The organism is Vibrio sp. OPT20 (assembly GCF_963889365.1).
GTDB classification, from domain to species: domain Bacteria; phylum Pseudomonadota; class Gammaproteobacteria; order Enterobacterales; family Vibrionaceae; genus Vibrio; species Vibrio splendidus.
Window position 1 is genome coordinate 192,832 of sequence record NZ_CAWPOA010000078.1, and the last position, 12,528, is coordinate 205,359.

9 protein-coding genes are annotated in these 12,528 nt (G+C 45.5%); 4 read left to right on the forward strand and 5 right to left on the reverse strand.

The genetic code is table 11. The features are described from left to right. The 4 genes from AACR09_RS17970 to AACR09_RS17985 all read left to right on the forward strand — a co-directional run. A partial coding sequence (locus AACR09_RS17970) for an NAD-binding protein (RefSeq protein WP_228010739.1) occupies window positions 1-243 on the forward strand: 243 nt, incomplete at its 5' end. A gap of 187 nt (window positions 244-430) precedes the next feature. Continuing rightward, on the forward strand, window positions 431-1,741 hold the full coding sequence (locus AACR09_RS17975; protein WP_193835489.1) for a glycerate kinase type-2 family protein: 1,311 nt from the start codon (window positions 431-433) through the stop codon (window positions 1,739-1,741). A gap of 163 nt (window positions 1,742-1,904) precedes the next feature. Further along, window positions 1,905-2,513, forward strand: a complete 609-nt coding sequence (locus tag AACR09_RS17980; RefSeq protein WP_017076969.1) for a TetR/AcrR family transcriptional regulator — start codon at window positions 1,905-1,907, stop codon at window positions 2,511-2,513. Window positions 2,514-2,780: 267 nt separating this feature from the next. Continuing rightward, window positions 2,781-4,217 (forward strand): amidohydrolase, encoded by a 1,437-nt coding sequence (locus AACR09_RS17985; protein WP_102489261.1) that lies wholly within the window; start codon window positions 2,781-2,783, stop codon window positions 4,215-4,217. Between the two features lie 188 nt (window positions 4,218-4,405). Here the strand turns inward: AACR09_RS17985 and AACR09_RS17990 are convergent, their stop codons facing one another. The 5 genes from AACR09_RS17990 to AACR09_RS18010 form a co-directional block, all read right to left on the reverse strand. Continuing rightward, the gene (locus tag AACR09_RS17990; protein WP_193835490.1) at window positions 4,406-6,802 is read right to left on the reverse strand and encodes a hypothetical protein; all 2,397 of its coding nucleotides are present in this window, start codon (window positions 6,800-6,802) and stop codon (window positions 4,406-4,408) included. A 200-nt stretch (window positions 6,803-7,002) separates the two neighbouring features. Beyond that, window positions 7,003-8,241, reverse strand: coding sequence for an alpha-xenorhabdolysin family binary toxin subunit A (locus AACR09_RS17995; RefSeq protein WP_017083059.1), 1,239 nt, complete (start codon window positions 8,239-8,241; stop codon window positions 7,003-7,005). A gap of 770 nt (window positions 8,242-9,011) precedes the next feature. Next, entirely contained in the window at window positions 9,012-10,376 is a 1,365-nt protein-coding gene (locus tag AACR09_RS18000) for an 8-oxoguanine deaminase (RefSeq protein ID WP_017095078.1), read from the reverse strand. A gap of 157 nt (window positions 10,377-10,533) precedes the next feature. Further along, window positions 10,534-11,985: a nucleobase:cation symporter-2 family protein gene (locus AACR09_RS18005; protein ID WP_017083061.1), complete on the reverse strand. Its 1,452-nt coding sequence runs from the start codon at window positions 11,983-11,985 to the stop codon at window positions 10,534-10,536. Between the two features lie 125 nt (window positions 11,986-12,110). Beyond that, a partial coding sequence (locus AACR09_RS18010; RefSeq protein WP_228010740.1) for a solute carrier family 23 protein occupies window positions 12,111-12,528 on the reverse strand: 418 nt, incomplete at its 5' end.

The following is a 12,528-nucleotide window of genomic DNA, read 5'->3' on the forward strand; positions in this document are numbered from 1 at the left end:
ATATTGGAAGTGCACGGTGAGCGTATGGTTGAAGGTACCTTTGATCCAGGCTTTAGAATCTCGCTTCACCAAAAAGACCTCAAGTTAGCGCTAACGGGCGCACAAGAGCTAGGGGTTGCACTGCCGAATACGGCAAATGCACAAGAGCTATTTGGTGAGTGTGCCGAAATGGGCGGCGAAGGTTGGGACCACTCTGCGCTTATCCAAGCGATTGAGAAACGTTCTGACCACTCGATTCGCTAATTAATTAAGGCTGCTATCGATTCGTAGCCCAACAGTTTGTTTATAAATCGCGTAGTTTCGTCTCCTTTTATACGCGTTCCTGATACGAGGCAGAGGTTGAAGTTGTTCCTTTCCAACTTGATCTTAGCAGGCACCCTTTGGCCTTGTATCGGGGTTCTTTTTTTCTCCGTCAACTAAGGAGTGGCTGATGGACATTGATGCTAAGCAGTTTCTACAAACCCTTTTCTCAAGTGCTGTTAATCAGGTGCTACCTAAAAATCACATCGAACCTTTTCTTCCTCAAGACATTTTTTATCGCTCTGCTAATCAAGCCGGGCGTACTGTGGTGATAGGAGCAGGAAAAGCAGCCGCGTCGATGGCCGCAGAGCTTGAAGCGGTTTGGCAGGCAAAGAAACAGCAAGATCTCGCACTGCGTGATCTTGAAGGCTTAGTGGTGACTCGTTATGAGCACACCGCACCTTGCGAACACATTGAGGTGATTGAAGCGGCGCATCCAGTACCAGATGCGATGGGCTTAGAGGTAAGCCAACGTATGCTGCAATTGGTGAGTGGTTTGAGTGCTGACGACACGGTTATTTGCCTACTGTCAGGCGGTGGCTCTGCTTTGCTAAGTTTGCCCGGTGGTGACATCAGCCTAGCAGAGAAGCAACAAATCAATAAGGCGTTGCTTAAATCAGGCGCTGCCATTGATGAGATGAACTGTGTTCGCAAGCATTTATCTTCGATTAAAGGTGGGCGACTAGCAAAGGCTGCTTACCCAGCAAGAGTCGTATCTTTGGCGATTTCAGATGTGCCGGGCGATGACATTAGTGTGATTGCCTCTGGCCCAACCGTACCCGACACCACCACGCGTTTTGATGCGATGGCAATTTTAGAGCGTTACCAAATAGAAACACCACGCACGGCATTTGAATGGTTAAATAATCCAGAGTCAGAAACCGTAAAGCCAGATGACGTATGTTGGAAAAATGCAGAGCACCATATTATCGCGACCCCGATGTCGGCATTGGAATCCGCTGCAGCAGAAGCTGAAGGCTTAGGCATTCCCGCTTATGTGTTGAGTGATTGCATAGAGGGAGAAGCGCGAGATGTTGCGAAGGTGCACGCTGCGTTGGCTAAGCAAGTGGCCAATCACAAGCACCCATTTGAGACGCCTTGCGTGATACTTTCCGGTGGCGAAACCACAGTAACCGTTAAAGGCAATGGTCGCGGTGGGCGTAACTGTGAGTTCTTGTTGAGCCTATATAACGAGCTTAAAGGCCAAGACAACATATTTGCATTGGCTGCTGATACCGACGGGATTGATGGCGTGGAAGACAATGCGGGCGCGTGGATTACCCCACAAACATGGCAACAAGGTTCGAGCTTGTCGCTTAAAGCGCAAGACTATCTCGATGCTAACAACAGCTACGACTTCTTCAAGCAAGTCGATGTGCTTCTTACCACGGGGCCGACGCTGACCAATGTGAATGACTTCAGAGCGATATTGATTCTTTAACTTGAACAGTTCAAAAACACGGTATGGAATGGTCGCTTCTTAACAAATAGAGCGGCCATTTTATTGTTATCAATGCGGTGACCTTGAGTTCTGAGATTATCTTCTGGACTAATGAAGCACGTTGATTACTATGATTTTAGTAACGAGCTGTAAAGGATGCAATATGTCTAGGATCAGACAAAAGAATCAAGATTTAATCATCGAAGTCGCGTGTGAACAATTCGCCACTCATGGTTATGCCGCAACAAAAATGGCTGACATCGCAAAAGCGGCCGACATTCCCAAACCTAACGTATTCTATTATTTCAGCTCTAAAGATAAGCTCTACAACGCTGTGCTTGAAACCGTCACTCAGCCCTTACTAGAAGCGTCTCGTCCGATTGAAGAGCTCAGCGATCCTGTTGAAGCCTTGTCTCAATATATTCAAACCAAGCTGATCATTTCTCGCGATCATCCACATGCCTCTAAGGTATTTGCCAATGAAGTGATGTCTGGCGCTAAAGTATTGCCGAAAGAGATTGGCGATGAGCTGTATAAGCAATCCCAGATGATCCTCGATAAGTTCTCAACGTGGTCAGCACAAGGCTTAATGGATGACGTCCCTGCACACCACCTGATGTTTACCATCTGGGCGGCTACTCAAACCTACGCTGATTTTGGCTGGCAGATTTGCAGCGTGATGCAGAAAGATAAGCTCGATGATAAGGACTATGAAGATGCCGCTGAGTTCATCACACAGCTAGTGATTAAAGGGTGTGGTGTGAAAAGCTAACGTTATTTGAATGTTTTTTGGGTCTGCGATTGCAGGCCTTTTTTGTTTGTGCATGTGAGTGAGCATATGTGCAAAGCTACTTTTGTGACCCGTTGTGCAATAACTCATTTATCTTGAATTTGGTTCGATTAGGTATGCCATTTTATTTAAATGACAGGTTATAGTATCGCGAAAATTGGCGGCACTTACTCTTCTGAAAAGCGAAAAGCTGGAAACTTATAGATGAAGTCGCTAACAATATTACACGCATAACATTAAGGTTTAGCAATGACGCTTAAAAGCTTGGCATGCACCATCAGCGCAGTTCTGCTTGCAGGTTGCGGTTCAACAGTCACGACGCAAACATACAACGCCGACTTGATCATCACCAACGGGCAGGTTCTCACCATCAATTCAGAAATGGATGTGATTGAAGATGGCGTGGTAGTGGTGAAAAACGACCAGATCATCGCAGTCGGTAACGAGGATTTGATGACTCAATACCGCGCTGAAAAGGTGATTGATGCTCAAGACGGAATCGTTATGCCGGGCATGGTCAATGCACACAACCATTTACCTATGATCGCGTTCCGCGGCTTAGGAGAAGAGGGCATCTCGAACCGCTTGTTCGCTTACTTCTTTCCTCTAGAAGCCGAAAAGCTAAGCCGTGAACTGATTTACAACGCAACTAAGCTTGGCTCTATCGAACTAGCACAAAGCGGTGTAACCACTTACGCCGATATGTATTACCACATGGACGAAATGGCAAAAGCGACCAAAGAAGTTGGCTTACGTGCTGTGCTCGGCGAAACCGTGATTAAGTTCCCGGTGGTCGATGCCAAAGAACCTTACGGCGGAATTGATTACGCAAAGGGATTTATCGAACAATACAAAAACGATGAGCTAATTACGCCTGCTTATGCACCACATGCAGTGTACACAGTGAGCAAAGATAAGCTGCAAGAAATCAATAAACTGTCTGCTCAATACGATGTGCCTGTGTTGATTCACGTTGCTGAATTCCCGAATGAAGAAAAGCGCATCAAAGACGAAACCAAAGCGACATCGCCAGTTGAATACATGGATGAAATCGGCGTACTTGATGAGCGTGTTGTGATTGCTCACGGTATCCACCTTTCAGAGAATGACCAAAAGCTATTGAAACAAGCAGATGCAGGTATCTCATACAACCCAATGGCGAACGCCAAAGGAGCGACAGGCATTGCACCTGCGTGGGAGATGTACCGTGCTGACATGCGTATTGGCTTGGGAACAGACGGCCCAATGAGCTCAAACCAAGTCGATATCATGCGCACCCTAAGTTACGCAGCTAATATGCAGCGCTTAAAGCATTCAGACCGCACCATTATGATCCCTGAACAGGTTATTGAAATGGCAACCTTAGGTGGTGCAAAAGCCCTACACATGGAAGATCAAATTGGTTCTCTTGAAGTGGGTAAGAAGGCGGATATCGTGATTGTAGAGACACAATCGGCGAACATGATGCCTAATTACGACCCATACGCGACTTTGGTTTACCAAGCGAACCCAAGCAATATCGACACGACCATCGTTAATGGCCAAATCGTGATGGAAAACCGAGTGATGCAGACGGTTCAATTGGATGAAATCCGCCAAAGCGTCGATGAGTTTGAATCAGATATCAAAGCGTTTGCCGAAGAGCTTTCTAAGAAGGCGATTAAGTCTAAGAGCTTGATGGATTAGGCCGTGAATCGGATTCTAAAAATCGAATAGAAGTAACAAGGCCGACATCATGTCGGCCTTTTTTGTTACGAACTCTCTCCAGAACCTTACTCCTTAACCTCAGCTCCTTGGATTAAAGCAACGCTTGGTTAATTGAGGTTGCACTTGGTTAGTTAGAGAAGCACTTTATTAATTAAAGCAGCACTTAGCTAATTGGAGCAACTGTTGCCGTTAGGAATACCGCTACCTAAGAACTCGACGCGAATCTGTTCGATATCTTTCAGGTACTGGTTGTTCGCTTGCTCGGTTTTATCAAAGTTGTTAAGCGTGACATTCCATGAAGTGAATGGGGTGGGCTGGAAGTACGCGTATTCGAACTCATTCGCTACGGCGCCATCGCTAATGATGCTGATGTCATTGGTGGTTGGATCATCTAGGCGATAGTAGAACGCGCGTGAAACGGGGTTAGAGCTGAACTGGTAATCTTGATTTTCGTATCGATCGGCATAGTTGCCTGAACTGGAGACTCGCAGGTTGAATTGCTTGCCATAAGGTAAGTTTTCACCCTCTAAGAACACTCGTACCGTGGATAGCCTAACGCGGTCAAACGAGCAGAGTTGGACTTGCTCTAATGGAATCGAGAAGTTGAGCTGTCCGGTTGTTGCAAAGCTTTCGAGTTGTTCTGGACTGGAAATGGTGTAGTTATCGATGGTGAAATCTTGTGGCGCGGGTTGGAAAGAAGACAGAGCATTCACATACTCACTTTCGATGGACGCCAAATCAAACTGGTAGTCCAAGTAGCTTTTGTTGAGAGAAGGCGTGATCTCGCTTGGCTTCAATGCCCAATATTCGTATGCCTGAACATAGTTAGATAAAGCAACGTACATCGGACGTTTGAAGTGCATCAATACTCTCGACAGTTCACGTTCAATCGAATCGAAGTTGTCGGTATCTATCTGATAACCCCCAATTGCATCATTCAGTCTTTGTTGTTGATTGATGGTTACGTTATTGGTTAACAACAAGTCGACCAACTTTGCTTGTTCCTGAGCAAAGTTAAGCTGGGTGATGTTAATTGCCTTACCCAGAAGCACCTGTTTCTCTAGCTCTAGTAAGTACTGTCTTGTCCCTTTAATGCCTAAGCTATCGGCATATCTTAAGTTGCTGCGGATCTCGGTGATCATCAGATCCCACGCTAGATTGCTTTCATTGATGGTTGGGATATTGAAGTTAAAGCCATCCATCGCTTCGGATATCTTCTGGAACTTGATGGTTGATTTAATATCCGCGGTGAGCTGAGAGATACCAGAAATCGTTTTGGTGACGCTATCAATAATGCCCGTGACAGACTTGATATTGGTGACGAGGTTTTTCGCTTTTTCTAATGCTTCTGGGGTTTTAGCCAATTGCTCGGTTAGGTCATTGACCCCTGAAAGGTTGCCTGTGAACACGCCACTCACTGCACTGCCAATCTCGGCTATTGCTTTGAAAATCGCCAAAGCTGCGTTGAGTTGCTGCTGGGTTTTCCAATTCTCTACGCCAACTAGATAAGTCGTTCTTGCATCGAGAGTCACTAACTCCTGAGCTTTGTATTGGCTATCTACTTCGGTCAGGCTATCGCCTATCTTGTCTATGTTGGACTGGGTTTGTGTGATGATTGAAGTTTGTGCTCTAAGAACGTCTTCGATGTTAGCGAGTGCCAATTTAGCCGCTTCAATCTTGTCTTCAATGACCGTGTTTCTATCTTGAATAATGTTCCATTGAGCTTGATACGCGACCATCGCTTTCAGATACGCTTCGTATTTATCTTGGTACAACACCTTATCGAGATAAGGTACATAGTGGCTCTCTTTGGTACTGAAGCTAATGAATTGTTTGAACGCGACGGTTTGCAAGTAAAGGTCTGAAAGGATTGGGTCGTCTTCTACCACTGAACCTGAGTAACGTAAGCTCTGCTCAACCCAGTTGATGAGGTCGAGGCTAAGTTCTGGGTTGGTATCGTATAAGCTGGCGGCCATATCAAAAGAACGATTAACAATGTCTGTAAAAGGCTCAGAAGCCAATTTCATTTGCCCTGTGATGTTCGAGTCGATGGTGGTTCTTCGGTAGTGCTCTCCTGCTAATACTACAGATTCACCATCGCCAGTTTTTCCTGCTAGAGCGTCTCGTGTAATGCTGCCATCGCTTTGGAAAGCGAGCACATTAATCGGTGTCTCTATCTCGCCCGCAATCACAGAAATTGAGGCAGCAGAGCCTTGTTGTCCGAGCACAAATGTCGGCGTGCCTTGGCCAACGATTTTACGCGCAAAAATCAGGATGTTTTGGTTATTTACGAGCAAGTTGAAGTTCTCTGGAACCTCAATCGTATCTGCAAAAATGACAACTTTTAAAGGCTTAGTGACATAGAGGTTCTGCTCTGCAATCCAGTCACTTAGGTTGATGTGTAAATCGGATGTTGAACGCGATAAGACGCCAACATCGGAATAGGCAGATTGAACCCAGGTTGGGTATTCGGTTGAATTGGGTAAATTGTTCAGTTCAAGCCAGTCGCTAGAAAAAGCCTGTGGAGAAAATGAAAGAGAAATAATAATAGGTAGAAGTCTCATATTTATGTCCTGTCGAAATTAGTAGTCACCAAATTTTGGGTAGCAGAAGCCGCCACCTTAATTTGCTTAAGGTGCGGCTTCTTATTCGGAAGGTAATTTGGCTATCTTGTTATATTTTTAGCAGTTTCGTTGCTGTGTATAGCGTTTCTGTATATAGCGTCGATTTTATCTGTCGCGCTACTTTTCGATAGGTATAGGGACTAATCCATTTTTTGGATATATGCATTGTTTGCGAACGCTTTTGCTTTCTCACTAATATTACTCCAGTTACTTTCTGCAACTGTTGTATTGGCAAGCGCGCCTATCGCACCAAGCATGGTATCGTCTCTCATGATATCGGCATTATCTTGAGCTTGTTCTAGTGCAACGAGCAGTGAAGTGAAGTCGGCATTCATTTTCTGCCAATTCAGTTTCAGCTTATTAATATGTGGAATCGCATTTTCAATTTGCTGAGAAATTATCTCGATACTCTCCGAAGAGCGATGATAAGAGTTATATATTTTTTGCGTGTAAGTTAACTGCTCTTGAAGCTCTTTTACTTCGTTTTGTAATTCGTTACGAAGTTTGCGTGCTTTTTCTGCTTTATCGCCGTAGACGCCCATAATTGGCCCTGCAACCAGAGGGAACCAAGCATAAGTCACTGCGGTAGAGGCGACCGTAACGTAGTGAGTGTAATCTTTGTTGAGTTGAGTGATACGTGCATTGATGTCATTCACTCGTTGCTGAAGCGCACTGCCATCATCGCTTAGATAACCGTTATGGGTACCTTCCAACACATCTAGCTGCAATTTTTGCGTGTCCAGTGTGGCTGAAAATTCCAATAGACTTCCGCCAACGTCAGACACTTCTTGTTGGTATTTCATGGAAAAGTTCTGCAGGCTTTTTAGGTAAGCAATCGCCATTTTTCTGTTGCGTTCTACTGCTTCTATATCTTCCGGCAGTGGCGAGAATGCTTTGGCCAACATTTCATTCAAAGCATCGCTCAAAGGGGTGAGCATGTAGTCTTTAATTTGTGCGTAATTGGCCAAGCTTAATGAAAGGCCAACGATGCTTGGATAAAGATCTTTTTTCCAATAAAAGGCAGTATCGTGAATGTTTGAGTATTGCTCGACCAGTGCTTGAAAATTAGAGAAAGGAATGTCGTTAGGAATACTTAAAGTCGACTTCATACTGGCTTCTGTCACAGGCAGTGCTAAAGCACCTTCGACATAGGCTTGGATCTGATACCACTCTTGCTGTTTGAGAATAAAGTTGTCGGTATCTAAATCAATAAAGACGCCATTCTCACCGATTATCGTATCGTAGGTGACTTGAGGTATGTTTTGTTCAGCTGACGCTTGGTTAACTTGAACTGGCGCTGCTTGAGAAGTGAAAGCAAAAGAAGAAAGTAGCCCAATTGAAATCGAAGATAGTACGAGTGTTTTAGTGATTTTTTTCATCGTTTAGCCCTGTTAGATTTGTTATTAGCTTTTTACAAAGACAATAATCCCCCTACCATTTGATGGCATTTTTAAATATTTATGAAGGGTTATTGAATAGTTTTATATTGTTATTCTTATAATTATTTTTTGTTTTTAAAATAGACCCCTTTAATGTGTTTTTTGTTTTTATAAGATTTGGTCAATCTATAGTAGATTTATAATGAAAAGTTCTATTTAGATCACATATTTGGATTCATATTGATTGATTGTTGATCTATTGAATTTAATGATATTTAAGTCACTACTCTTGTGTCTTTTGTCAGGCTAGGTATGGAAAGGTCTCGAGAGGTTTTTATTCTATTCATAAATGCGATAAGTGATAAAAGTATAATTATCCTCATAATTTCCATTATTACTAAATCTGTTGATTAATTTGATGAATATATAAATAGAACGAGCGTTTTAAATTTGATCTGTGCCAGATAATGTACGGGTTGCTTTATATTAATCGAAAGTTTAATTAGTGAATGTTTTATTAGTTAATATTAAATTAGATTGTATTTAATTAGCTTGTCTTCAATTAGTGAAGGTTTATATTTCGTTCTGATAGGGATGGAACTATTTAAGTAAACTGACTAATACATAGCCTGAGAGGCAATCATGCCTGCTGATTTTTTCGGGTGTTTTCGAATGTTTATGGGGTTTTAGAATCTTTGCGGATGTTCTGGGTGTTTGCCCATCAAAACCACTCACTTCTGCTTGCAGTGTTTGATGGGCAAGTGTCTTAGTTAGTTGTTATTCATCGCCAGCTTACCGAGCTTCATTGCAGCAGCGTGGTGGCGGTGCATCAGTTGCTCCATGTCTACTCCAATTACTGCTCCATCGTTAACTCGCCATTTTCCGGCTACCATCACTTTATCAGCTTGTTGAGCGCCGCAGAGTAGTAGTGCTGCCAGCGGATCGTGGCTGCCAGAGAAACGAATGTCATCGAGCTTGAACATCGCGATGTCGGCTTGTTTACCAACCTCTAGCGTACCGATATCCGTTCTACCCATTGCGCGTGCCGAGCCTGATGTCGCCCAGCGCAGTGCGTCGAAGTGTGAAACGTTGGCAGAGCCATACTGCAGGCGCTGTAGATACATCGCCATGCGTACTTCGGCAATCATATTTGAGCCGTCATTAGAGGCCGAACCATCCACGCCTAGCCCGACTTTCACGCCAGCGGCTTCAAGGTCGTTGTTCTTACAAATACCAGAAGCCAGCATCATGTTGGAAGTAGGGCAGTGGCTGATGCCAATGCCTGCTTTACCCAAGCGCTTGATCTCTTCTGGATTGAAGTGAATGCCGTGTGCAAGCCAAGTGCGTTCATTCAGCCAGCCCACATCTTCTAGGTAATCGACAGGGCGTAGACCGAACTTCTCGATACAGAAGTCCTCTTCATCGAGCGTTTCGCATAGATGAGTGTGCATCATCACGTTCTCACGCTCACTGATCTTAGCGGTCTCTTTCATTAGATCGGTAGTGACTGAGAACGGCGAACAAGGTGCGAGTGCGATTTGAATCATCGCCCCTTCATCACGCTGGTGGTAATCGCGGATCAAGCGTTGGCTGTCATCGATAATGGTTTGTTCGGTTTGAATGGTGTGTCGTGGAGGTAGCCCACCTTCATCTTCCCCAAGGCTCATGGAGCCGCGCGTAAATATCGCTCTTACACCTAGTTTCTCTGCGGCCTCAACTTGTAAATCGATGGCGTGCTCTAGCCCGTTTGGCAGCAAGTAATGATGGTCTGACGCTGTGGTACAGCCCGACATCATTAACTCAACCAGCGCCAGCTCTGTGGCAAGGCTCATCATCTCCGAATCGAGGTTGGCCCAAACTGGATAGAGGCTTTGTAGCCAATGGAAGAGTTCTTTATTGAGTGCGCCGGGGTAGGCACGCGTTAGGGTTTGATAGAAGTGGTGGTGCGCATTGATAAGCCCAGGAGTCACAACATGACGAGAGGCGTCGACGCTGTAATCTACGGGTAAGGTCGGTTCTTTGTGTTTGCCAACCAGCTCAATGATTGTATTACCTTTAATGACAATACCGCCTTCTGCATCAGCCAGTGAGCCAGTGTAGATTGCGAGAGGATTCTTAATCCAGATGGTTTCCATTCATAGTAGTCCTTAGCCATCTCAGCCTTTTCAGGGAAGAGGGTCTTTATTGGTATTTGCTGTTGAAAGATAAATTCGAATCAGGGCGTTAAAACGTTCAATGCTCTAATCAGCCCTGATCCTACGGAAATAGGTTTTACGTTAGTCAGTGAACCAGCTAGTTCGTTTTTGGCTCAGGGTCATCTGATGCTGCTTGAACGTCTGCTTCTGTACTTGCTTGCTGAATCTCTAATTGCTCGTCTGAGTGTCGTTCTTCTTCAGCTTGCTCTTTCATTTCTAGCTCAACTTGCGCTTGGCTTTCGGCCAGTGCTTCTTGCTCTTCTGCTCGTGAAGACTTTGGTAAAACAAGGTTCAATAGCACCGTCATGATAGTACCGGTAGTGATGCCTGAGTGAAGAAAGTTCGCTAGATCATGCGGCAAGTGTTGCAGCAATCTTGGTTCGAAAGTGACGGCTAAGCCAGACGCTAAACCAACACAGATTACCAAGGCATTTCGCTTGGTGTCTGCGGCCTTGATCAACATGCGGATACCCGCGTAGGCAATCATTCCGAACATCACAAAACCCACACCACCTAGAACAGGTTTCGGAATTGTGACGGCAATAGCGGCTAATTTCGGGAATAAACCGCCTAAAATTAGTAAACCACCGGTTGCAGCCACTACATAGCGACTTGCTACACCTGTGATACCTACAATGCCGACGTTTTGACTGAACGATGCCAGTGGCATTGCCGTTAAAATCGAGGATAAGGTACTACCAAGTCCATCGCCTAATAGACCACGTTTTAAGTCTTTACCGCTGACTTGGGTTTGGCAGTTGTTGCCTAGTGCCATGAAGTCACCTGTTGCTTCGGCGATAACCACGATGTACACCAAGCTCATGCTGATGATGGCACTCGCAGAAAACGTAAAGCCATATTTGAAGGGCTCAGGTCCGCCAACCCAAGCGGCAGAGCTGATTTGCTCAAGGTCGACCATGCCGAGTGATAGCGCCACAATATAACCGCCCGCTAAACCAATCACGATGGCCGAAGCGGCAACCGCGCCTTTACAGTAAACCGATACGCCAACCACAATCCCCAAAGAGATCAGTGCTAGAAACAGCTTTGGCAGCGTGGCGAATTGTTCTGTGTTGGCAGGAGAGTCTCCGACCCAGTTCATGGCAACCGGTAAAATGGTTAAGCCGATTAAGGTAACCACTACACCACTTACCACGGTTGGGAACAGTTTCCGAACCTTGTCCATATAGAAGCTGGCACCAATCACCACGAACGAGCCGATAAGCGCTGAGCCCATGATCGCGGCGACACCGCCTTCGTTGCCGATTGAAATGGCGACGCCCAAAAAGGCAAAGCTCGAACCCATCACCACGGGCAGTCGAATGCCAACAGGGCCAAAACCGAGACATTGAGCGACGGTCACAATACCTGACGCCAGCAGCGCAGCATTGATCAATGAAACGATCTCGGTGTTAGGCAAGCCAATTGACGCGCCGACAATAAGGGGAACAGCGACGATGCCACCAATCGAGGCGAGCATGTGCTGTAATGCGAGTAGGAAGGTTAAGCCGTGAGGCGGTCTTTCATTTAGGGTGTACAGAAGTTTCATTTGATATTCCTCTGCCTGTGTTTCCCGCTGATTAGCACAATTAGCTTTTTCTTAAAAATGTTGTTTTAGCATGTGTCTTGATAGCTCGGCCTGCGAACAAGCCAAGCGATAGTTACGTTGGGTGATTAACCGATGAACACGAGCTTCGCGACAAAAATAGCCGCTAAGAAGTACATCGAAATCGAGACGTCTTTTGTTTTACCTGTCGCCAGTTTCAGCACTGTGTAGGTAATGAAACCCAGTGCGATACCATTCGCGATAGAGAAGGTCAGAGGCATCATTAACGCTGTAATGGCTGCGGGAGCACCGTTGGTGAAGTCTTTCCAATCAACGTGCTGCATGCTGCTCATCATCACGAACGCTACGTAAATCAACGCGCCAGAGGTTGCGTAAGCGGGGATCATGCCAGCAAGTGGAGATAGGAAAATTGCCGCTAAGAACAACACACCAACCACAATCGCAGATAGGCCTGTTCGTGCGCCTGCTGCAACGCCCGCTGCACTTTCTACGTAACTGGTTACTGGCGGACAACCCACACACGCA

Bases quoted from the DNA above. Each gene is read 5' to 3' on its own strand.
- AACR09_RS17975 (WP_193835489.1), top strand. From the start codon at position 431: ATGGACATTGATGCTAAGCAGTTTCTACAAACCCTTTTCTCAAGTGCT.
- AACR09_RS17980 (WP_017076969.1), top strand. From the start codon at position 1,905: ATGTCTAGGATCAGACAAAAGAATCAAGATTTAATCATCGAAGTCGCG.
- AACR09_RS17985 (WP_102489261.1), top strand. From the start codon at position 2,781: ATGACGCTTAAAAGCTTGGCATGCACCATCAGCGCAGTTCTGCTTGCA.
- AACR09_RS17990 (WP_193835490.1), bottom strand. From the start codon at position 6,802: ATGAGACTTCTACCTATTATTATTTCTCTTTCATTTTCTCCACAGGCT.
- AACR09_RS17995 (WP_017083059.1), bottom strand. From the start codon at position 8,241: ATGAAAAAAATCACTAAAACACTCGTACTATCTTCGATTTCAATTGGG.
- AACR09_RS18000 (WP_017095078.1), bottom strand. From the start codon at position 10,376: ATGGAAACCATCTGGATTAAGAATCCTCTCGCAATCTACACTGGCTCA.
- AACR09_RS18005 (WP_017083061.1), bottom strand. From the start codon at position 11,985: ATGAAACTTCTGTACACCCTAAATGAAAGACCGCCTCACGGCTTAACC.